At 49.6% G+C, this 21,575-nt stretch carries 18 protein-coding genes; 11 read left to right on the top strand and 7 right to left on the bottom strand.

What is annotated here, in order from left to right; all coding sequences use genetic code 11:
• The first annotated feature begins 52 nt into the window (after positions 1-52).
• Positions 53-559, top strand: a complete 507-nt coding sequence (locus tag AB1L17_RS19710; protein ID WP_412846742.1) for a hypothetical protein — start codon at positions 53-55, stop codon at positions 557-559.
• Between the two features lie 56 nt (positions 560-615).
• Here AB1L17_RS19710 and AB1L17_RS19705 read toward each other — a convergent pair whose 3' ends face one another.
• From AB1L17_RS19705 to AB1L17_RS19680, 6 genes are all read right to left on the bottom strand, one after another.
• Positions 616-1,446 (bottom strand): hypothetical protein, encoded by an 831-nt coding sequence (locus tag AB1L17_RS19705; RefSeq protein ID WP_412846743.1) that lies wholly within the window; start codon positions 1,444-1,446, stop codon positions 616-618.
• A gap of 79 nt (positions 1,447-1,525) precedes the next feature.
• Entirely contained in the window at positions 1,526-2,008 is a 483-nt protein-coding gene (locus tag AB1L17_RS19700; protein ID WP_412846744.1) for a GNAT family N-acetyltransferase, read from the bottom strand.
• A 10-nt stretch (positions 2,009-2,018) separates the two neighbouring features.
• Entirely contained in the window at positions 2,019-3,326 is a 1,308-nt protein-coding gene (locus tag AB1L17_RS19695; RefSeq protein ID WP_412846746.1) for a YheC/YheD family endospore coat-associated protein, read from the bottom strand.
• A 41-nt stretch (positions 3,327-3,367) separates the two neighbouring features.
• Complete coding sequence (locus AB1L17_RS19690) at positions 3,368-4,744, bottom strand: YheC/YheD family endospore coat-associated protein (RefSeq protein WP_412846747.1); 1,377 nt, start codon at positions 4,742-4,744, stop codon at positions 3,368-3,370.
• Between the two features lie 3 nt (positions 4,745-4,747).
• Complete coding sequence (locus AB1L17_RS19685; protein ID WP_412846748.1) at positions 4,748-5,836, bottom strand: YheC/YheD family endospore coat-associated protein; 1,089 nt, start codon at positions 5,834-5,836, stop codon at positions 4,748-4,750.
• 5 nt (positions 5,837-5,841) lie between these two features.
• Positions 5,842-7,287 carry a YheC/YheD family endospore coat-associated protein gene (locus AB1L17_RS19680; RefSeq protein WP_412846749.1) on the bottom strand — a complete coding sequence of 482 codons (1,446 nt, stop codon included), beginning with the start codon at positions 7,285-7,287 and terminating at the stop codon, positions 5,842-5,844.
• Positions 7,288-7,378: 91 nt separating this feature from the next.
• Between AB1L17_RS19680 and AB1L17_RS19675 the strand changes: the two genes are divergently transcribed.
• The 3 genes from AB1L17_RS19675 to AB1L17_RS19665 all read left to right on the top strand — a co-directional run bounded on the left by AB1L17_RS19675 (position 7,379) and on the right by AB1L17_RS19665 (position 11,884).
• Positions 7,379-8,536, top strand: a complete 1,158-nt coding sequence (locus AB1L17_RS19675; RefSeq protein WP_412846750.1) for a DUF445 domain-containing protein — start codon at positions 7,379-7,381, stop codon at positions 8,534-8,536.
• A gap of 248 nt (positions 8,537-8,784) precedes the next feature.
• The gene (locus AB1L17_RS19670) at positions 8,785-10,095 is read left to right on the top strand and encodes a DRTGG domain-containing protein (protein WP_412846751.1); all 1,311 of its coding nucleotides are present in this window, start codon (positions 8,785-8,787) and stop codon (positions 10,093-10,095) included.
• A 1,159-nt stretch (positions 10,096-11,254) separates the two neighbouring features.
• Positions 11,255-11,884 (top strand): DUF2087 domain-containing protein, encoded by a 630-nt coding sequence (locus AB1L17_RS19665; protein ID WP_412846752.1) that lies wholly within the window; start codon positions 11,255-11,257, stop codon positions 11,882-11,884.
• Between the two features lie 243 nt (positions 11,885-12,127).
• Here the strand turns inward: AB1L17_RS19665 and AB1L17_RS19660 are convergent, their stop codons facing one another.
• Positions 12,128-12,439, bottom strand: coding sequence for a YtpI family protein (locus tag AB1L17_RS19660; protein WP_412846753.1), 312 nt, complete (start codon positions 12,437-12,439; stop codon positions 12,128-12,130).
• 165 nt (positions 12,440-12,604) lie between these two features.
• Between AB1L17_RS19660 and AB1L17_RS19655 the strand changes: the two genes are divergently transcribed.
• The 7 genes from AB1L17_RS19655 (at position 12,605) to pfkA (ending at position 21,549) form a co-directional block, all read left to right on the top strand.
• Complete coding sequence (locus AB1L17_RS19655) at positions 12,605-16,033, top strand: DNA polymerase III subunit alpha (protein ID WP_412846754.1); 3,429 nt, start codon at positions 12,605-12,607, stop codon at positions 16,031-16,033.
• 168 nt (positions 16,034-16,201) lie between these two features.
• Positions 16,202-17,446, top strand: coding sequence for an NADP-dependent malic enzyme (ystJ, locus tag AB1L17_RS19650; protein WP_412846755.1), 1,245 nt, complete (start codon positions 16,202-16,204; stop codon positions 17,444-17,446).
• Between the two features lie 98 nt (positions 17,447-17,544).
• Positions 17,545-18,216, top strand: a complete 672-nt coding sequence (locus tag AB1L17_RS19645; protein ID WP_412846756.1) for a FadR/GntR family transcriptional regulator — start codon at positions 17,545-17,547, stop codon at positions 18,214-18,216.
• An 81-nt stretch (positions 18,217-18,297) separates the two neighbouring features.
• Complete coding sequence (locus AB1L17_RS19640; protein WP_007725347.1) at positions 18,298-18,480, top strand: hypothetical protein; 183 nt, start codon at positions 18,298-18,300, stop codon at positions 18,478-18,480.
• Between the two features lie 20 nt (positions 18,481-18,500).
• Positions 18,501-19,445, top strand: a complete 945-nt coding sequence (accD, locus tag AB1L17_RS19635) for an acetyl-CoA carboxylase, carboxyltransferase subunit beta (protein WP_412846757.1) — start codon at positions 18,501-18,503, stop codon at positions 19,443-19,445.
• Entirely contained in the window at positions 19,412-20,368 is a 957-nt protein-coding gene (gene accA / locus AB1L17_RS19630; protein WP_412846758.1) for an acetyl-CoA carboxylase carboxyl transferase subunit alpha, read from the top strand. The genes accD and accA overlap by 34 nt, the downstream gene beginning before the upstream one ends.
• 221 nt (positions 20,369-20,589) lie before the next feature.
• Entirely contained in the window at positions 20,590-21,549 is a 960-nt protein-coding gene (gene pfkA / locus AB1L17_RS19625; RefSeq protein WP_412846759.1) for a 6-phosphofructokinase, read from the top strand.
• The last annotated feature ends 26 nt before the right edge of the window (positions 21,550-21,575 follow it).

Here is a 21,575-nt window from a genome sequence, read left to right as displayed (position 1 = left end):
ACCATTGTTGTACAATAGAAGAAAACGAGCGTCGGAAAGAGGAGAACAAGACATGCGAGATGTGCAAAACCGACATCGAAATCTTCCGCAGCGTACGCCAGAGATGTTGTACAACGTGGTGCGCAAGTTTTACCGTGGAGCAGTCAGTCATTTTGACCTGATTCAGGAGAAAAAGCAGGAAGCACGTGCAGCCTTGGAAGCTGGTGACCACGACAAAATCCGTGCAGCCGTACACACGTTATTTTTGGAGTTTCATTTTTATGTGACCTGCTGGCTCCAGATTGAGCTTGCCCTGTATCGGCTGGGGCGTCAGGATGAACGCCTTGCGCAAGTGATGGAAAGCTATCGACCATCGTTGGAAAAGCATGTAGCGGTACGGCAACTACTGGATCAGACGGAGGCGTGTGTGGAGGCGCAGTTTCAACCAACCGGGGATGGATGGTCCTGCGTGCAGAATGATGCCTACGTGTTTGGCAGCATCATTTTTACAGTGGATGAAGAGAGTCTGCAAGATTTGCATGCTGTGTATCAGGCGATTTGGGAAAATGCAGACCGCTAAACTATCTCTCCTAACAAAAAGCGTGACCATCGCGATGGATGGTCACGCTTTTCTCATTAGAAAGTGCCAGGGAAAATGGAGCCTGTGTGAGGAGCCATCTGACCAGGGGTGTTCAACTGGCGAACCTCTTGTGTGTTCGTGCCCGCAAAGCCAGGAGAGTAGATCGATTGTGCTCCTGTGCCAGCCTGATTGCTGTACGCCTGATTGCTGAACGCTTGATTGGCATATGCCTGTGGTTGCAGCTGATGTTGCTGCTGCTGACCTTGTTGCACTTGCATGCCGTAGCCAGTGTTATTCAACTGGCGAACTTCCTGAACATTGGTATTGGCAAAGCCAGGCGCAAAAATACTGCCAGTCATCGCTGGCGGATACGCTGCTTGATTCGTATAGCCAGCTTGTCCTCCGTAGCCGCTATAGCCAACTTGATTGCGGGCTTGAACCTCTTGAACATTCGTGCCGGCAAAGCCCGGAGAGAAAATGGAGCCTTGTCCAACCGACTGCTGATAAGAAGGCTGTGCTTGCATGTAGCCAGCCTGCTGACCTTGCGCATAGCCAGTAGATTGGTTTTGCATGGACTGAAGCGCTTGATTTTGAGCATAGCCGTAATGCTGCTGTTGTTGTGGATAGCCAGTGTTGTTAAGTTGTCTCACTTCTTGGGCATTGGTATTTGCAAAACCTGGGGAGAAAATCGATTGTGCCCCACCGGAGGACATACCCAATGAAGGTGTTCCAATAGATTGAGCATGACCGCCGTGGTTCCAATGCTGTACTTCCTGCACGTTGGTTCCGGCGTAGCCTTGCTGGAACATAGCACCTGCAGGACTCATGGCTCCAAAAAATTGCGGTTGTTGCTGGGATTGCATCATATGGTTAAATGTATGGGTCATGGTTAAGACCACCTCCACGGAGTATTTTTTCCAAGGGCGGTCAGGTCATGCATCCGAAACGAAAAAAACATGCCGGAGTCTACACGGCATGTTCTTGTAGATCAGTTGGATTCCAGCTTCCATACGCGAGCCAAAGCATTGGTTTTCTAGTGATTCCGATACTCGCTTTGACAGGCGTAAAGCCAATGGAGCGGAATAAGGTGAGACTTGCCTCATTGTCCAGTGCTACCCGCACGTACAGCTTAGGGAAGTGTTGACACATGGCTAATGTCAACGCTGTGCCGATTCCCCTATTGCGGTAGCGTTTATCTACAACCAGGAAGGATTGACCCAATCTACAGCGGGAAACGGCAAACAGCCCAATGACTCGTTTCCCGTTCATGGCAAGAGCTACACTCGTATCTTTACGAGAGAGCATCTTGGGGGTCAATCGCGTCAGCCAGTCAATCGTGTTTTGGGTGATGCGCCGTTCCCCTTCCTGACGGGCAAATCGCACCAAGGTCGACTGAGATTCGGCTAGTGCTTGCGGTGGTAAAATGACATATCGGAAAAAAGCTTTCATGTCGACTCCCTTATCCTGCGAAGACGCCTCGCCTACCTTCTAGGCGGGATACATGTTGTGCATAGTGAATCAAATTTGCTAACGACAAACGTCTGATCGTGGGTTCATCGAATTTCTCCGGCTTGGCGTTTGCTTCAAAGAACCATAGCCTCCCGTCTGCTGTCAAGCCGAGATCCATTGACATCTCAGCCAAATCCGTTAGTTCTGTATTTAAAGAGCGGGCGATTGCAAGCGCAGTATGGTGAATATGTTGTTCCATTTGCTCCGGATTATAGGGGAATAAGGCTTGCAGAACGGTGGATAGAGAGTGTATAGAGCCGCCACGTGGCACATGAGTGGTTATGCTTTGCGAGCCAGACCGTCTGATTCCGACGCCTGTTACTCCCCACTCGCCATCGCCGTTTTTCTGTACGAGGACGCGCACATCAAAAGGTTTGCCTTTGTAGTGAGCACGGCGGATGCCTTGCTGCATGATGTACTTCTGTTGCTTGACATGAATTCTGATGTGCCTCCATACATCATTGAGATTGGCAAAGCGACGAGTAATGGCCTTTTGCTCTTTTAAGCGTTGCAGAAGCCACCTGTCGTTTTTGAAATCAATGCGCATAATTCCTTCTCCAGCTTTACCGCGTACAGGTTTTAAGTAGACAAAGCGATGCTCTGTACAAAAGCTGCGGAAGCGGGCCAAGGTGTCCAGCTTTTTCGTCTGCGGTAAAAAAGCATGCACCTCAGGGTGGGACTCAAGCATCGAAAACAGCTTTTGCTTATCAAAGAAGCCGGGATTAAACAATGTGACGTTTGGCATATCATGAATGCGGCTCAAAGCTCTGCGGACTTCGGGTCGCCGCTCTGCTTTTCTCGTTGGAATTCGGTTGTAAACCACATGCGGAAAAGGTAGAATCACTTCTTGCCACAAGTTTTGACGGTTATTGTATAAATAGCCGCGCACCTTCTTCTTCTCCCAATTGATTCCTTGGGGAGTGAACACATATACGAGTGCTCCCCATTTCTTCCCCGATTGCGTAATATCCTTAAAGTTTTCACGGTTTCCTAAGAAGGTTGACCCTTCGCCGACGGTCAGTATGCCCAATAAAGGGCCGAGCTTCAGGGAGTCGCCCGCCATCTTCCAGTTAATGCGTGTGCGAATACGGCCTAGCTGCACGCGAGGGAGACCTGCGTAAATCCGTTTGGTATGAGAAAAGGGACCAAGATTGGCGACCAGTGGCTTTGGCGAGCGTTTGAGGACTAGCCGAGGTAACTGTACGAACCATCTACCGCTAGGGAGGATCGTCAGCCACCCGGAGCGCTGCTGAAGCATGGTGTTCCTCCTTCCTGAAAAACGGTACAGATCGTGTATGACTAGAAATTGGCCAAGTAACAGCTATAATCGACGAGTAGCTTACGTGATTCTTGATCAGCCTGCCTCAGGCGTGCGTGCTTGAAAATGGAACGGCCTGGCTTGGAATTGGCTTCAAACATCCAGACATGGCCTTGTGTATCGATCCCCATGTCCAGCCCTAATTCGCCTAAGTCAATCCCTTTTGCTAGCTCAATGGCAGTAGCGAGTCTGATCGATGCTTCAGAAATGCGTTGGGTCATGAGCGGTTTTTGTTTGCCAAACAGGTGCTGCAACAGGTCGTCTCCGGGAATAACAGTTCCACCCGTGCGTACATGGGTTGTGACACTGCCAGTACCGGCAACTTTGGCGGCCGTGCAAGAGACGACCCACTCGTTTTGCTGATTTTTATGCAAATGAACGCGGAAGTCAAACGGACGTCCATGGAATGTCATGAGCGAGATGCCTTGCTGTGCCAGGTATGAGCTGACTCGACGACTGCGGAAGACATGCTGATAAAGACTGGACAGCTTGGAAAACTGTTTTTTTACATTGCCGCTGCTTGTATGATAGGAAGCGGTATAGCCACCGCCTGTTTGCCTGACGACTTTGACAATGCCATACCCGAGACTGCCGTTTTTGGGCTTCAAATAGACGATGGGGTATTTGCGCAGCAAGTTTCGAACAGTTGCAAGAGAAGGGGATGTGTACGTCTCAGGAATATGCTCATTCACTTCTGGATTCGGGTAAAGCAGCTGGTGCACGCCCCATTTGTTAAAAAAGCCCTGATTGAACATCGGCAAATCGGGGTAGTTGGCGAGTCTGTACTTGAATTCGCGAACGGCTTCATGCTTTTCTGCCGAACGTGAAGGGATGCGGTCATAGACGACATCTGGCATGGCTGTGACGTGCTTTTTCCAATAGTATCCGCCTGAATTGTTCCTGCGCAAAAACCACGCATGGACCGTATTGGAATCCCAGTCCACATCGGTTGGCGAAAATATATAGTAGAAAACACCTTTACCCTCTTGAGCCTGCAATAGCTTGTAAAAAAACGAGGTGCGTGGGCCGATTGGCTGCTTTGGATCTCGACGTATGCCAGTGGTAACGATCCCGATCGAAGGACCAATTCTAAGCCCAGCCTCCTCTACTTTAAGCTGAATCAGTCCAGGATGGGGAATGCCCAGTTCGGTTTGCAAGTGAGTCGTAACTTTCAAAACGTTCGACTCTGGATTGCGTTTATCTTGTAAGACAGTTGCGACTACTTCCTTTTTCCCCAGAAAGATTCTAATCTTTTGACGGGGTCGAAGCTGTAGTTTTTGGAAGAGAGTAGCTGGCAGGACGATCCCACTAATACGGGGGTTGGAAAGGATGCGAAGCCGCATTCTTAACGTTTCCATGCTTTAACCTCCTACACGCTCTTTCATGAGATAGTGGGCGTAGCGAACAGGCTGAGTAATCGATTGCAGTTGTGCAGTCGGGTCGTCAATCATGCGAAAAACAGTTCGCCCTGGTCTGCTGTTTACCTCAATGATCCAAACATTTCCTGCGGTGTCGACTCCGATATCAATCCCTAGCTCAACGAGTCTGCCGTGGGACTCCTCCAAAAAACGGGGGAGTTCTTCCGCTATTCGGTTGATGGTGTGCTCGATGCGTGTCTTTTTGACGGGTGAGAAGTGATGGGACAGGAAAGAGGCCAGAGGTGACGCTTTCCCTCCTCCGTGCAAATTGGAGGTTACACTGCGTCTGTCACCCAGGCGCACGGCTTTGCCAGTGGTTCCCCATTTACCCAGCTCATTTTTTTGAACCAATATGCGGATATCGAAGGGGGTACCGTCGGGGGTATGCAACTCCAAATAGGGCTGTACGAGAAACTTGCGTCCAGCCGTAAAGACTGACACGAAGCTCTTTAATCCGGCAATGTCCCCGATGCGTCTGGTGAAGGGCTTATTATCCCGATTTCGTCCAGAAGCTTCATATCCACTGCGCATTTCCTTGATCCTCACTACGCCAATACCGTGAGTTCCCGCCATAGGCTTGATAATGGCTGCCCCGTATTTTTCCAGGGCTGCATGTAGTGCAGGATAAGAGAAAATTTCAGTAGGTGGAAGCAACGGAGCGAGTTGAGGGGACTTGGCGAGCATCTGGTGCACCTGCCATTTTCCAGACAGACCATGCCCCAAAAACGTAATGTTGCGATCGTTTTGCAACTTTTCCACAAATGGTTTATAGTGGCGATAAGATGGGCCCACAAAGCAACGGTCGTAGATGAAGGCTGGGAGTGGAAAGTCTTTCGCATGCCAGGCGCCATTGCGATACTCGAAGCCTTTTACCATTCGGGTAGAAAAGTTAACCTGCCGCGGTGAAAAAACGAAGACGCGTATGCCGTGCTTGCGTCCGTAGAGCGTGAGCTTTTTGTAATACCCTTTGTCTACAAAGTGGGAGCCTTGGCACCGGGTTATGATGCCAAGACTTCTCTCGGTTGCTGTCATGTAGGTCACCTTCGCCTGTTTTTGTTACTCTTCGGTCTTCTTTTTATCGTCTTTTGTGGCTTGATTATCCGGGGAAAACCACTTAAAAAGGCTGAATAATCCAGCATGCGTACGACAGAGGGACGAGCGCGCCGAGGCAGCTCTTCGGCACCTTCAGGCAATGGGACCGTTTTGGCTGACTTGGATGGCTTGCTATTGACCTCCAATAACCACACCCGCCCGCGGACATCGACTCCCAGATCGATTCCTAATTCTGCGTACTGCCCTGGAAGTGATTCTTCCAAAAGGATCGCGAGCTTAAGTGCTACTGACCGTAGCGTTTGAGTGGATGGACGAATCGAGCTCTCCCATGGTCCACATACCCGCAAGGCTTGAAGGGGAGTCATCATCTGGCCGCCTCTGGATATATTGGAAACAATACGGTTTAATCCTAGGCGAGCTACCATGGATGTGACGGACCATTCGCCTTTTCGGTCTTTTTGGACTAATACACGAAAATCTGTCGGTCGTCCCTGGATGCCGATTAAAGGTAAGCCTTGCTGCAACAAATAAGATGTAGCTTTTGTCCTTTTATGCAAATACTGATGTAAACCTTGAATGGTTGAAAATGATTTACGCAATCCTCCAGGGAAGGCGAGCTGGTATCCACTGGGTGAGCTGCGCACTCGAATGATCCCGCGCCCCATACTGCCATTTGCTGGTTTTGCATAAACGGTGCGATACGAAGAAAGCATTTGCCGCAGATCTTCCTGCTTCTGATAACGAATCATGCTCGGGAGATGATCGGCTGCTGTTGGCTGATTCTCGAGAGCGGCGTGCACATTCCACTTGTTCAAAAAACGTTCGTTAAAAAAGGGAATGGAAGCGTCCTTGCAGCGTTGAATCCAATTGGTCATCTGTTCACTTCGTTCGCGTTGGCGGGATACGAGCCGGTTGTAAATGCATTGGGGAAGCGGAAGTACTGTTTGTTTCCAGACGCCTCCTCTTCTAACGAGGCCGCGCACAATGCCTGCATCCCAGTTGACATCCTGAAGCCGAAACGCGCAAAGGATGCCTCCGCGTTTACGGGTAATATCGGACATCTCCTGGAAGAAAGAGTTTAGGTGTCCAAACGGTCCAAGAGAGAGCGCTGCGTTGTAGCTCGAAACAAGCACTCCTACATACGGTCCGAAAACGAGCGTTTTCTCGCTCGCCTCATAACGGACCAAGAGTGGAACGCCCCTGGGCAGATACAGCGATTGAGCTAAAGATGGTCGTATGAAGGTTTTGCTCGAGGTTTTACCGCCTCGTTCCACACCGCCTACGCGGGCGGAAACGGTCTTGCTCCCAAATTGGACCGTAATGATGGACGGTGTTGAAAGATTCCATTTGCGCAAGTGCGCCTGGGGCAGGTAAAGGTCTACTTCCGATATTGTCCCGTTTTCGACAACGATCGTTGGTACGTAAGACATGAGTATCCCCTTCCCATCAGGCAAAGTTAGTCTATGGTATGAGCAGCCAAATCGTTTGGTGCCATGTAGAGAAGAGAGGTTGTAAGGATTTATGAACGCTTGGATACTATTAGTGAATATTGCAGTAGGCTCTGTCATCGGTGGCATTACGAACGAGTTAGCCATCAGAATGCTGTTTAAGCCAGTGAAGCCGTGGTATATAGGCCGTTGGAAAGTGCCTTTTACGCCGGGATTGATTCCGAGAAGGCGCGATGATATCGCGATACAAATGGGCAGACTCGTCGAAGAACATTTGCTGACGACAGAGGGGATCAAGCGTGCGCTGAACCAGAGCGGCTTGGAGAGCACGTTGGCAGGATGGTTGAACACCATCGCTCGCGATAGGATGATGGATGAGCGTAGTCTACGTCAAGTATTGCTCACGGTAATGCCTCAGTTGTTTCGAGAAGACGGGACGTGGAGTGAGGGTGTCCGCGCGCCAATCGAGGCAAAATGGGATACCTTTGTCGAGCGTGTGCTTGCGCAATACGAAGAGAAGAAGCTGCGAGATTTACTTACTGACAACGGACGCCAGCGTCTGGATGTTGCACTTGGTAGTGTGAGTGAATTGCTCTTGAAGCGTTTCCGTGAATATTTGCATTCACCAGAAGGACAGCAAACCTTGCAGAACATGGTTCGCGGGCTATTGGGTGGAGGCGGAGGCATGTTCGGTGGCTTGGTCGGGATGTTTCTCGGGGATGACAAGATTTTGGGCAAAATTCTTCCTTATCTCGATGAGCTTTTGCAAAGCAGGGAGCTTTCGGAGCGCGTGCATTACTTTTTGCACAAGGAAGCGGACAAGCTCTTGGACAAAAATATGGGTGAAGTGGTCGCCTGGATTGGGCGAGATCAGGTGGATGAATGGTCGCGGGTGCTTTTTGCCAAGCTGGAGGAACAAAGCCTGCGTATCGTGGATGAGCCTCTGTCGCATTTGACAGCACCTATTGCCGAGACGGTGACGACTGAGCTCGTTCCGCGTTTGGCCAAATGGATGGTTGAAACATTGCAGCAGAATATAGAGAGAATCTTTTCACGCCTGGCGATACGAGATATTGTGACACGTCAGGTAGAAGGGTTCCCGATTGAAAGAATTGAAGAGATGGTAGTAGGGATTTCCGGCAAAGAATTCCGCATGATTACAGTTCTCGGGTTTATCCTCGGTGGTATGATCGGGCTTATCCAAGGATTATTGGCAAACTTCATCAGTTAATGAAAATGAGTTAAAAAGTCGTCTTTTTGAACACGTACTAAAATGAAAAGAAACTGTAACTGTGTTGTAATAATCCTGTAATATTCCTTGGGTAAGATAAAAGCACGATGAAAACCCCCTTAATGATATACTTTCTGGTCGGTAGCTTTGAAAAAAGCTACCCTTTTTTTTTGCCTCGCCTTCGGGTATATTGGTCGAAGGAGCGCACGTACATGAACGGGTGGAGAGAAGGAAGGGGGAATAGCAATATGGCAACGAAGCATGAACAAATCTTGCAACATATTGATCGCCTTCCGATCGGTTCGAAGATTTCCGTGCGGCAGATCGCGAAAGACCTGGATGTGAGTGAAGGTACGGCATACCGTGCGATCAAAGAAGCGGAAACTCAAGGATACGTCAGCACGATTGAGCGTGTCGGTACGGTGAGAATCGAGAAGAAGCAAAAGGAAAATATTGAGCGATTAACCTTCGCGGAGGTTGTAAACATCGTCGATGGTCATGTTCAGGCAGGACGAGAAGGTTTGCACAAGACCTTGAATAAATTCGTAATAGGCGCCATGCAGCTAGACGCCATGATGCGCTATATTGATGCCGGTAGTCTTTTAATTGTAGGGAACCGCTATCAGGCGCACAAAATCGCTTTGCAGCAAGGTGCTGCCGTGTTAATCACAGGGGGATTCGATACGAGCGAGGAAATTAAGCAGCTGGCTGACCGTTTGGCGATGCCGATCATTTCGTCTAGCTACGACTCCTTTACGGTAGCCTCGATGATTAACCGAGCCATTTACGATCGCCTGATCAAAAAGGAAATCGTCATGGTAGAAGACATACTGAAGCCGCTCGCAGAAACTCCTGTATTATTGACAACAGATTCTGTAGCCAAGTGGCATCAGTATACCGAGCTGTATCAGGATACGAGATTCCCTGTCGTTGATGAGCAGATGCGCCTGATCGGGATTGTGACTTCCAAAGACATTATCGGACACGAGGAAACAGCGACGATTGACAAGGTCATGACGAAGAACCCGATTACCACCTCGCCGCGTGTGTCTGTAGCGTCTTCGGCGCACACGATGGTTTGGGAAGGAATTGAACTGTTGCCTGTAGTAGACAACCATCGCAAGCTCGTGGGGGTCTTAAGCCGCAACGACGTATTAAAAGCGCTTCAATTTACAGCCAAGCAACCACAAATGAGCGAAACGTTCCCGAATATGATCATGTCCCATTTCCGGGAGGAGCGCCAGACAGATGAGGTAGTTTATTTGGGAGATGTGAGCCCGCAGATGACCAACCATCTCGGTACAATTGCCAGCGGGATCATGACAACAGTCATGGTCGAGGCTGCTTGTAACCTGCTGCGCCATCATCGTCGCGGTGACATGGTCCCGGAAAACATCACTGTCTATTTCTTAAAGCCAGTCCAGATGGAAAGTCACATAGAAGTAAAGCCACGCCTACTGGATATCAGCCGCCGCTTCGGAAAAGTCGAGGTATCCGTATTCCACGGCGAACAACTCGTGGGGCAGGCCATGATTACTGCACAAATTATTGAGCGTTAAAAGGAAGGAACAGTCTATTATGGACTGTTCTTTTTTGTGTTGAAAAGTGGCTGTAGTGGGGAGAAGAAGCGCATTTCCAGTCTACGCTTCGGCCTCCGCCCCGCAAGGGGTAGATACTGTCCGTTCCGGAATGAATGACGGGAGCGCTTCAAACGTTGAAGTTTCGAGGAAGTATTCCATAAGTGAAGCTGAAATTCCCCGTCATTCATTCCTACACTGAGTAGGGCTCCAGAGGCGCTTGGACTGGAAATACGCTTCTTCTACGCAGCTTTGGTAAAGGCATCTTGAAAGTTCATTCATGATGTTAAATTCATCCTGATTCACTGTCAAACCAGCAACAACGAAGTAGACAGCCGCTTCAAGGAAAAAGGAGAAATAAGCGAGGCTCTTTGGGAAACCAGCCGAGGCTCCGTGGAAAAAGGGAAACACGCCTTTAAGCGTCCACCTCTGAACATGCTTCCTGGGGGGACTACTTTGGACGCGGTTTCCCTTTTTCCACGGAGCCGTGCAGGAATGACCCCCATGCAGGGGGCCCAAGAAGCTCGAGCGTTTTCTCCTTTTTCCGCTGCCGCCGACAGCAGCGATATAGGAGACTTTTCACCCGGGGAAGAATGCAATTCCAGTCTAAGCTTCTGTCTACGACCTGCAAGGGGGGAGCGGACTGTCCATTCATTCCTACACTGAGTTGGGCTTCAGAGGCGTTTGGACTGGAAATGCGCTTCTTCTACGCAGCTTTGGGTAACATCCTTGAAAGTGGATTCAAGATGTTCAAATCATCTTCTTTAACTGACAAAACAATTCAAGTCACAACGAACAATACAGCCGCTTCAAGGAAAAAGGAGAAATAAGCGAGGCTCTTTGGGACACCAGCCGAGGCGCAGTGGAAAAAGGGAAACACGCCTTTAAGCGTCCACCTCTGAACATGCTTCCTGGGAGGACTACTTTGGACGCGGTTTCCCTTTTTCCACGGAGCCGTGCAGGAATGACCCCCATGCAGGGGGCCCAAGAAGCTCGAGCGTTTTCTCCTTTTTCCGCTGCCACCAACAGCAACGATAAAGGAGCTTTGTCACCCATGAATTGACAGGGTTAGAATTCTAACTTATCATCTAATTAGAATAACGTCTAATTAGAGAGAATAACGAAGAAAGGAGTGTCCCATTTGCAATTAGACCAACTCGTCACCTTTTACAAAGCACTCGGAGACCCGACGCGCGTACGCATCCTCGCGATTTTAGCAAATGGTCCGCTGCATGGCCAGGCGCTCGCGGGCAAGCTAGGCGTGACACCTCCGACCATCACACACCATATGGCAAAGCTGCGAGATGCAGGAGTCGTTTACGAGCGTCGTGATAAAAACACCATCTACTTCTACTTGCATGAAGCAAATGTAAAACGACAGTCCCAGGCAATCGTGAACGTCATGGAAAAGGCCAAGGATACGACAGCAGAGGAGCTTTTTGCACAAGACAACTTACATGTTCAGAGGAGGCACCAGATGGCAGCAGAAAAAATGCAGGTCATTCGCAGCTTCATTACGCCAGATGGCAAGCTGAAACAAATCCCGTCCCAACGAAAGAAAAAGCTGATCGTCTTTGAATTCATGGTGCAAGGGCTAGAAAAAGGTCGCAAGTACAAGGAACAAGAGATCAACGAGTATATCCGCCAGTTCCATGAGGATTATGCTACGATTCGCCGGGAATTCATCATGAATCACTATATGTATCGAGAAGAGGGGATCTACGAGCTGAACCCGGAGGAACTATGGGCAAAAGCCGAGGACCTGCAATAGCAGGAAATCGTTTCCTCCGCGCTTGAACAGAAAAAAGGACAACCTTCGGCACTGCCGCTCAGGTTGTCGAAGCAATAGAATGTCACACAAACTCATTATAGCGAGAGCCCTATAGGTTTAGCCATGATAAACAGCTGGGAATAGAGGAAAAGTATTTCCAGCGATGTTTCTCCCCAAAATCAAAAGGCATGCGGAACGTAACGCTGTTCCCATGCCTTTTTTACTTATAGAGGCTCTGAACACTTATACCCCTTTTTTCAGTTCTGCCTGCCAAGCTGTACGATAACGGAAATAATTGCGAGTTCCCAAAAATAAATTCATAGCTCCTACAATCAGCATGACCAAAGCGACGACAATGCGAATCGTATCGAGAGAATCAAAAGTGAACTGATTGATGCCGAACAAAGAAACAAGTATCCCCAACGACACATTCATTTTCCCGAGCAACATGCGCGATTCAAGCGGATGGATGCCTCGTCTGCGCGCATGGACGCTAAAGTAGACACTGGCTACCAGGGAAGCGAGAACGCCGGTCATATAAAAGGCAGACCACATAGATGGATTCATCCTTTCTAGTAATGCTGGTATTATCCTACCAAAATCAGGGGAGAACGGTCAAATACAGATAAGAACATTTGTTCCTGGCGCCCGTATGCGCTATACTTCCGGTATAATGTAAGAAAGAATGTTTCAATCGTGAAAATTGAGAGGGGTAATAACATGACCTCCTTTGTCCATTTGCATGTTCATACGGAGTACAGCCTGCTCGATGGAGCAGCACGTATCGATGCGTTAGTGAAGCAAGCCCGCGAAATGGGGATGCATGCACTGGCAATGACTGACCATGCCAATCTGTACGGGGCGATCCCGTTTTATAAAGCTTGTCTGGAAGAAGGCATCAAACCGATTATCGGGATGGAGCTATACGTAATAGAAGGAAATCTTCAAGATCGCGTTCGAAATGCGCCAGCCCCCAGTCATCTGATCGTTCTCGCTGAAAATGAGACCGGCTACCGGAATTTGCTGAAGCTGGCGACGATCGCGAATACGGACGGCAACTACATTCTTCCACGTTTAAACAAAGAAGTGCTGGCAAAGCATACAGACGGCCTCATCGCACTTAGCGGCTGCCAGCAAGGAGAAGTAGCCAAGCTGTTATTGGCTGGAGAAGCGGATGCTGCGAAAGAAGCAGCCCTCTGGTATCAGCGGCTGTTTGGTGAACAGCAATTTTATTTAGAGCTGGCTGATCACGGACTGGAGATTGAGCGCAGGCTGAATACTCGTCTGGTTAAGCTGAGCCAGGAGACGGGGATTCCGCTGATTGCGACGAACAATGTTCATTACATTCACCGAGAGGATTATCAGCAGCATGACATATTGCTGGCGATCAAGGAAGGGAAGACGATCGGTGAAGACAATCGTTTTCGCTACGAGACGGATCAATATTATTTAAAAAGTGCCGAGGAGATGGCGACGCTCTTTGCCTTCGCTCCCCAGGCGCTAGCAAATACGGTAGCTGTTGCTGACAGGTGCAAGCTGGACTTGACCTTTGGCGCGCATATTTTGCCGGAATATCCGTTGCCAGCAGGACAAGATTCGACGCAGTATTTGCGTGAACTCTGTGAAAAGGGCTGTCGGGAGCGATACGGGGAGATAACGCCAGAAGTGCAACAACGTCTGGATCACGAGCTATCGATTATTACAGGCACAGGCTTTACCGACTACTTTCTGATCGTCTGGGATTTCATGCGGTACGCGCACGAACACGGGATACCGACTGGACCGGGACGCGGCTCCGCGGCAGGAAGCCTCGTTTCGTATGTTTTGAAAATCACGAATGTCGATCCGCTGCGCTTTCAGCTGCTCTTTGAACGGTTCCTCAATCCAGAGCGTGTGACGATGCCTGATATTGATATTGATTTTTCTGTTGAGCGCCGTGACGAAGTGATTCAGTACGTGGCAAGCAAGTATGGTCACGACCGTGTCGCCCAGATCATTACCTTCGGAACGATGGCGGCCCGTGCGGCTGTGCGAGACGTTGGGCGGGCGTTAGGCTTGTCTTTGGGAATCGTGGATCGCGTCGCCAAAATGATTCCGCAATCACCAGGCATGACCATTGATCGAGCGATGAAGATCAATCCTGATATTGGCAAGCTATGTGCGGAAAACAAACAGGCAGCCCAGCTGATCGAGACGGCAAAAGGTGTAGAAGGCTTGCCGCGACACGCCTCTACCCATGCGGCTGGTGTCGTCATTTCGCGTGAGCCGCTGACCAATTACGTTCCACTGCAGACGGGAAATGAAGGCTTGGCCCTTACGCAATACCCAATGGAAATTCTCGAAGAGGTCGGTCTGCTGAAGATGGACTTCCTCGGCTTGCGCAACTTGACAATTATTCAGGAAACATTGCGTCATTTGCAGGAGCAGGGAATATCGATTGATCTGGATAAACTGCCGACAGACGATGAGAAAACGTTTCGGATGCTGTCTCGTGGCGAGACAACAGGCATTTTCCAACTGGAGTCTTCGGGAATGCGCAATGTGCTGCGAGATTTGAAGCCGAGCAGCCTCGATGACATTATTGCGGTTCTGGCTTTGTATCGCCCAGGGCCGATGGAGATCATCCCGCAGTACATCGCCGCCAAGCACGGGCAGAGCAAAGTACAGTATGCCCACCCTGTCTTGGAGCCGATTTTGCGGGAGACGCACGGTTTTATGATTTATCAGGAGCAAATTATGCAGATTTCCTCGACGCTCGCGGGTTTCAGTCTCGGTGAGGCAGATATTTTACGCCGGGCAGTCGGGAAAAAGAAGCGGGAGCTATTGGCGGAGCAGCGTGAGAAGTTCGTCGCTGGTTGTGTCCGGCAAGGCTACGGGGATGAGCTGGGCAATCAAGTATACGACCTGATCGTGCGTTTTGCCGATTACGGCTTCAACAAAGCCCACTCGGTAGCTTACGCCGTCATCGCTTACCAGATGGCTTATTTGAAAGCGACCTATCCGCTTGCCTTCATGGCAGCGCTGCTTTCCTTGTCGATTGGCAGTCAGACGAGAATTGCCGAGTATACGGAAGAAGCGCGGCGGCTGCAGCTTACCGTACTCGGACCAGACGTGAATAAGAGCCAGGCCTATTTTAGTGTCGAGCAGGATGCGATTCGCTTCGGTCTGGCCGCAGTGAAAAACGTCGGCTACGGTGCGATTGAATCGATCGTAAAAGAGCGCAAAGGCAGACCGTATCGCGATGTGTTTGATTTTTGTGCCCGTGTGGATGCGAGGTTAGTTAACCGCAGAGTCGTAGAGTCGCTTACCTTGTGTGGCGCACTGGACTCATTGCCAGGACATCGCAGTCAGCTTTTGCTATTGCTGGATGAAGCAGTAGGGAAAGCAAACAGCAAGCGTATAGAACGAGACGCCAACCAACTCAATCTATTTGCAGGTGTAGAGGACCCGGCACCATTGCGCGAGCCGGCAGAATATCCCGAGGTGCCGCCGCTCTCACGTACACAGCAACTAAAAGAAGAGCGGGACCTGATCGGCGTATACATATCCGGTCATCCGCTTGATCAGTTTGCCCATGTCGCTAGCCGCCCTGAGGTGACGGTCATTTCTTCCTTGGGAGATGTACCGCGCGACAAAACGGTGAAAGTATTTGGAATGGTAACAGAAGCCAGACGCATCCAAACGAAAAAAGGGGACCCGATGGCATTTATTACACTGGAGGACAAAACGGCGCCAGTCGAGCTGGTCGTTTTCCCCCAGGTGTACACGAAGTACGCGCCACTGCTCGAACGCGAACAAATCGTCGTCGCAGAAGCGCGAGTAGATCATCAGGATGACATGGTCAAGCTATTGGCTTCCCGTTTTTGGGATGCGCAAACATTGCCGCAGCCGAAGTCCGAGACCGTCCTATTTGTCAAAATTTCGGCAGAGCAAGAGCACGATTCGACGTTGCAAAGACTTTCACGCTTGTTTGTCGAAAAAAAAGGAACGATTCCTGTCATTCTCTTCTATGAAGGAAAAAGACAGACAATTCGCCTTCCAGAAGCGAATTGGGTAGATGTAGATGAGCCATTTTTGGAGCAAGCGCGAGAAATTGTGGGTCCAGACAGCGTAATTCGGAAAGAAATGCCTATAAATTGGGGAGGATGAGGAATGTCCTCCCTTTTTCGCCGTTTTCGGCAGGTTTACACGGAATAGGTTTTGCATTATATTGAGAGCATAACTCAATTAGTGGTCAGACCACTTGGGATAACCCAGGCGTTTTTTACCGCCTACAAGCAATCATAGAAACTATTATCGTGAAATGGAGTGGATCTCATGTCCAACCTGAGAGAGGAAGCACTGGAGCTTCACAGAAAACATCAAGGAAAACTGGAGGCAGTGACCAAGGTACCTGTGCGCGACGCATACGATCTAAGCCTTGCCTATTCTCCAGGGGTTGCCGAGCCTTGCAAAGATATTTTTGATGACAAGTCCAAAGTGTACGATTACACAATGAAAGGCAACCTGGTTGCAGTTGTCAGCGACGGTACAGCTGTACTGGGTCTCGGTAACATTGGACCAGAAGCAGCAATGCCGGTTATGGAAGGTAAAGCAGTTCTGTTCAAATCCTTCGCAGGTGTTGATGCGTTCCCGATCTGCCTGAACACAACAGATGTAGACAAAATCGTTGAGACAGTAAAACTGCTTGAGCCTACTTTTGGTGGCGTTAACTTAGAAGATATCGCAGCTCCTGCATGCTTCGAAATCGAAGAGCGTCTGAAGCGCGAAACAAATATCCCGATTTTCCACGATGACCAACACGGTACAGCAATCGTTACAGCAGCAGGTCTGATCAATGCTCTGCGCGTGGTTGACAAAAAGCTGGAAGATATCCGTGTAGTAGCGAACGGTGCGGGTGCAGCGGGTATCGCGATCATGAAGCTTTTGATTTCCATGGGCGTTAAAGAAGTGATCATGGTTGATACAAAAGGAATCGTGTACGAAGGCCGTCCATTCGGTATGAACCCAGTGAAGGAACAAATGGCGAAAATCACGAACCGCAGCATGCTGCAAGGTGACCTGGCTGATGCAATGAAGGGTGCTGACGTATTCATCGGTGTATCCGTAGCTGGCGCTGTTACACAGGACATGGTTCGTTCGATGAACCGCGATCCGATCATTTTTGCTATGGCAAACCCGGTACCTGAAATCATGCCGCAAGAAGCAAAAGAAGCAGGTGCAGCAGTAATCGGTACAGGCCGTTCCGACTTCCCGAACCAAGTAAACAACGTCCTGGCCTTCCCAGGAATCTTCCGTGGCGCGTTGGATGTACGTGCGACTGAAATCAACGAAGAAATGAAGCTGGCTGCTGTTTATGCCATCGCAGACCTGATTACAGCAGAAGAGTTGAACGCAGATAAAGTGATCCCTTCCGCATTCGATCCACGTGTAGCACCAAACGTTGCTGCGGCAGTAGCAAAAGCAGCAATGGAGACTGGTGTTGCTCGCATCACAGTTGATCCGGAAGAAGTAAAACAAAAGACATCTAGATTGACTGCTATTTCTTATCAAGAAGCCTAAAGAACTGCCGACAACACCCTCCGCGAAAAACCAGTAGGCTTTTTACAAACGTGGAGGGTGATTCTCGTTACGAAAAGGTACGAGTAAGGAGGATAATCGTGCTCGACTCTTCACAAGATCGAAAGGTTTACGAAGGAATTCTCCTGCAACTCCATGAAATCATTCAGGAGCAAAACTTGCGTGTTGGCGACAAGCTGCCGTCCGAGCGAGAGCTGGCTGAGCAACTGGGCGCTGGACGTTCCTCTGTACGCGAGGCTCTTCGGGCTCTTGAACTTCTTGGGCTCATTGAGACGCGTCGCGGGGAAGGCACCTTCCTGAAGCATTACCGACACAATCGGCTGATCGATATTCTTGGCTTTTTTATCCTACGGGATACCAAAACCAAGAAGGACTTGATCGAAATGCGGCGAATGCTTGAGCTGGATGCTGTCCGGTTGGCTTGTAGACGGGCGACAGACAAGCATTTTGATGAAATGGAACGCATCCTGGCTATTGCAGAGGAAAGAGTAGCAAGAGGCGAGGTACCTGCGGAAGAAGACTATCTGTTTCATCGTGTAATCTGTCGCTCCAGCCGCAACTCGATTCTGCACCGCATCTGGACACCGTTGGTCGAGTACAGCAACAGTGTTCGTATTGAGTCACTGTCTCGAGAAGGTAGAGCGAGAGCAGCACTCGTAGAGCATCGACAGATTATGGAAGCCATTCGCGAAGGCGATGTAAACGTCGCGCTTGAGAGAATGAAGCAGCATTTGGAGAACAGCAAGCTATAGTTTTCCCCCAATTTGCGAGGGGCGCTGGCGCTGTGATATGATGATGCAGACCTGTATTGGACGATTGAGGAGGAAGCCAGCATGTGGACGGTCATCTACATCGCTCCTAGCGCTAGAATTGCAGAACGGATACAGCAACGTTTGACAGATGAAGGGTTTTTGGTAAAGGTTCGCGAAGGCAAGGTATCGAAGCAATACGAGATTCTTGTGCCTGAGAGTGAACTAAACGAAGTCCGGGATGTACTCGGTACGATCCTTCACTGAAGAGAAAGGTGGGTATACCTGTGCTTAAAGATCTTTTTGGGAAAAAGCGCAAATTCGCTACAGTTCCTTCAGAGACATTGGCACGTGTCCCAGCTTCCACCGACACTAGCAAGGAAGCGGGTACGAAAGAAAAGGAAGTCCCTGAGGGATTGATGAATAAATGCCCACATTGTGGGACGATTCACTACTCGAAGGATTTGGAGAAGAATTTGCGCGTCTGCAAAGGCTGCCAGTTCCACTACTCCATGTCCGCTCCAGAGCGTCTGCAAGCGCTTCTGGATGATGGGGTACTGACAGAGGAATTTGACGCCAATCTGATTACAGCCAATCCACTCGGTTTTCCTGGTTATTTGGAAAAACTGGAGCAAGATATGGCCAACACCAATTTGAATGAGGCGATCATTACAGGAGAAGGTGTCCTAGGTGGTAACCGCATCGTGATTGGGGTCATGGATTCTCGTTTCCGTATGGCGAGTATGGGATCGGTCGTCGGGGAAAAAATCACGCGCGCCATTGAGCAAGCGATCGAACGGCGTTTGCCTTTCATTTTGTTCAGCGCATCTGGTGGAGCACGTATGCAGGAAGGCGTATTGAGTCTGATGCAAATGGCGAAGACCAGCGCGGCGTTGTCTCGTTTGGACCGCGAACGCTTGCTGTTCGTTTCGGTCATGACGAACCCTACATATGGTGGCGTATCGGCCAGCTTTTCTTCGTTGGGAGATTACAATATCGCAGAACCAGGGGCTATGATCGGTTTTGCCGGGCGTCGAGTCATTGAGCAAACGATCCGTCAGGAGTTGCCAAAAGACTTCCAAACAGCGGAATTCTTGTTGAAAAACGGGCAGCTCGACATGGTGGTACACCGTAAGGATGTGCGGAATACGCTGTCCAAACTGGTAGAGATGCACACGTCTCGGGAAGGAGTAGAAACATGGCAGGCGAACTCTCCTTTGAAAAGCCATTAGTAGAATTACAAGACAAGATTAAGGAATTGCGTCGTTTTACTGAGGAAAAGGGAATTGATTTCTCTGACGAGGTACAGCGTCTCGAACAAAAATCAAAAGAGCTTGCCGCGCAAATTTACGGCAATCTGACTCCATGGCAGCGTGTTCAGCTGGCTCGTCATCCGGAACGGCCAACGACTTTGGACTATATACAACTACTTTTTACAGATTTTCTCGAGGTACATGGAGACCGTTTGTTCGGAGACGACCATTCCATCGTGGGCGGAATTGCCAAGCTGGATGGACGCCCAGTTACTGTCATTGGTCACCAAAAAGGGAAAGACACAAAAGACAACATTAAGCGTAATTTCGGGATGGCTCACCCGGAAGGCTATCGGAAGGCCTTGCGCATTATGCAGCAGGCAGATAAGTTCGGCCGGCCGATCATCTGCTTTATTAATACATCAGGTGCTTATCCTGGAAAAGCGGCAGAAGAGCGCGGACAGAGTGAAGCGATTGCCCGCAATCTGCGCGAAATGGCAACATTTGGCGTGCCGATTATTTGCATTGTCATCGGGGAAGGCGGAAGTGGTGGGGCCTTGGCGATCAGCGTAGGTAACCGCATCTATATGTTGGAGAATTCCTATTACTCCGTGATTGCACCTGAGAGCGCCGCTGCGATTCTCTGGAGAGATTCCAGCTTGGGTATGCGTGCAGCAGAGACAATGAAAATTACGGCTCCTGATTTGTTGGAATTAGGAGTCATTGACGGCATTATTGATGAACCATTCGGAGGAGCCCATCGTGATCTCATTGCGCAGGCAGGAATGGTCAAAGCGGTCATTACGGAACAACTAGAACAGTTGGGTCGTTTAACTCCAGAAGAATTGATACAGGACCGTTACGAGAAGTTTAAACAGATCGGAGAATTCGCCTCCCTGTAATAATCAGGGGGCGTTTTTTTCTTTTTTCTCCGAGGAAAATCTGCTACAATCGAAGTCGAATGAAAGAGTTATCAGAGCTTTCAAAAAGTATGGCACATATCTATCGACTGTATAACAGATATGCGAAAATGAGTGATACAGCATGTTTCATACAAAGTATGGTACATACTGTTTCCGTTAAATGACATGCTAAAGACGATATGATTGGAGAGGTGGATTCCATGCGAAAACTTGCAGTTCTCACCAGCGGTGGAGATTCTCCTGGCATGAATGCTGCAGTCCGGGCGGCTGTACGTCGTGCTCATTATCATGAGGTACAAATGTTTGGGGTATACCACGGATATGAAGGGCTGATGAGGGGAGATATCAAGGAAATGTCACTGGGCTCTGTTGGGGACATTATCCAGCGAGGAGGAACCATTCTCTACTCGGCCCGCAGTGAAGCATTCAAGACGGAAGCCGGACAGCAAAAAGCAGTGGAGCAATTACGGGCTCATGGAATCGAGGGCCTAATTGTAATTGGGGGAGATGGGTCGTTTCGCGGAGCGCAGAAGCTGACCGAAAAAGGCTTCCCGACCATTGGTGTACCGGGTACGATTGATAATGACATTCCGTGCACCGATTTCACCATTGGGTTTGATACGGCACTGAATACAGTCGTGGAAGCGATTGATAAAATCCGAGATACCGCTACCTCGCATGAACGCACGTACATTATTGAGGTCATGGGGCGTGACGCAGGTGATCTGGCATTGTGGGCAGGGCTTGCAGCAGGTGCCGAGTCCATTATTATCCCAGAAGCGTCGCAGGAATTGGACGACATCATCGAGCGACTCCATGCTGGACAACGCCGTGGCAAAAAGCATTCCATCATTATTGTCGCGGAGGGTGTGGGCAGTGCTGCCTCGTATGCTGAAGCCATTACGAAAGAAACAGGCTGGGAGACGCGAGTGACTGTACTGGGCCATATTCAGCGCGGAGGTTCCCCTACTGCAATGGACCGCATGCTGGCCAGCAGAATGGGTGCCGCAGCAGTTGACCTCCTATTGGAAGGCAAGCAGGACCGAATGGTTGGGATTCAGAACAACCAGATTGTTGATGTTGATTTTCAAGAAGCACTGGCGACCAAGCATCAATTGGATTTATCCATTTATCAATTGGCGCGCACGCTATCTATATAAATCTGACAGTTTTTACGAGTGTCGAG

The organism is Brevibacillus jepli (genome assembly GCF_047229145.1).
Classification (GTDB): domain Bacteria; phylum Bacillota; class Bacilli; order Brevibacillales; family Brevibacillaceae; genus Brevibacillus.
This window is presented reverse-complemented; position numbering and strand designations above follow the sequence as displayed.

Coding starts and splice junctions, on each gene's coding strand:
- AB1L17_RS19710 (WP_412846742.1), top strand. CDS start 53: ATGCGAGATGTGCAAAACCGACATCGAAATCTTCCGCAGCGTACGCCA.
- AB1L17_RS19705 (WP_412846743.1), bottom strand. CDS start 1,446: ATGACCCATACATTTAACCATATGATGCAATCCCAGCAACAACCGCAA.
- AB1L17_RS19700 (WP_412846744.1), bottom strand. CDS start 2,008: ATGAAAGCTTTTTTCCGATATGTCATTTTACCACCGCAAGCACTAGCC.
- AB1L17_RS19695 (WP_412846746.1), bottom strand. CDS start 3,326: ATGCTTCAGCAGCGCTCCGGGTGGCTGACGATCCTCCCTAGCGGTAGA.
- AB1L17_RS19690 (WP_412846747.1), bottom strand. CDS start 4,744: ATGGAAACGTTAAGAATGCGGCTTCGCATCCTTTCCAACCCCCGTATT.
- AB1L17_RS19685 (WP_412846748.1), bottom strand. CDS start 5,836: ATGACAGCAACCGAGAGAAGTCTTGGCATCATAACCCGGTGCCAAGGC.
- AB1L17_RS19680 (WP_412846749.1), bottom strand. CDS start 7,287: ATGTCTTACGTACCAACGATCGTTGTCGAAAACGGGACAATATCGGAA.
- AB1L17_RS19675 (WP_412846750.1), top strand. CDS start 7,379: ATGAACGCTTGGATACTATTAGTGAATATTGCAGTAGGCTCTGTCATC.
- AB1L17_RS19670 (WP_412846751.1), top strand. CDS start 8,785: ATGGCAACGAAGCATGAACAAATCTTGCAACATATTGATCGCCTTCCG.
- AB1L17_RS19660 (WP_412846753.1), bottom strand. CDS start 12,439: ATGTGGTCTGCCTTTTATATGACCGGCGTTCTCGCTTCCCTGGTAGCC.
- AB1L17_RS19655 (WP_412846754.1), top strand. CDS start 12,605: ATGACCTCCTTTGTCCATTTGCATGTTCATACGGAGTACAGCCTGCTC.
- ystJ (WP_412846755.1), top strand. CDS start 16,202: ATGTCCAACCTGAGAGAGGAAGCACTGGAGCTTCACAGAAAACATCAA.
- AB1L17_RS19640 (WP_007725347.1), top strand. CDS start 18,298: ATGTGGACGGTCATCTACATCGCTCCTAGCGCTAGAATTGCAGAACGG.
- accA (WP_412846758.1), top strand. CDS start 19,412: ATGGCAGGCGAACTCTCCTTTGAAAAGCCATTAGTAGAATTACAAGAC.
- pfkA (WP_412846759.1), top strand. CDS start 20,590: ATGCGAAAACTTGCAGTTCTCACCAGCGGTGGAGATTCTCCTGGCATG.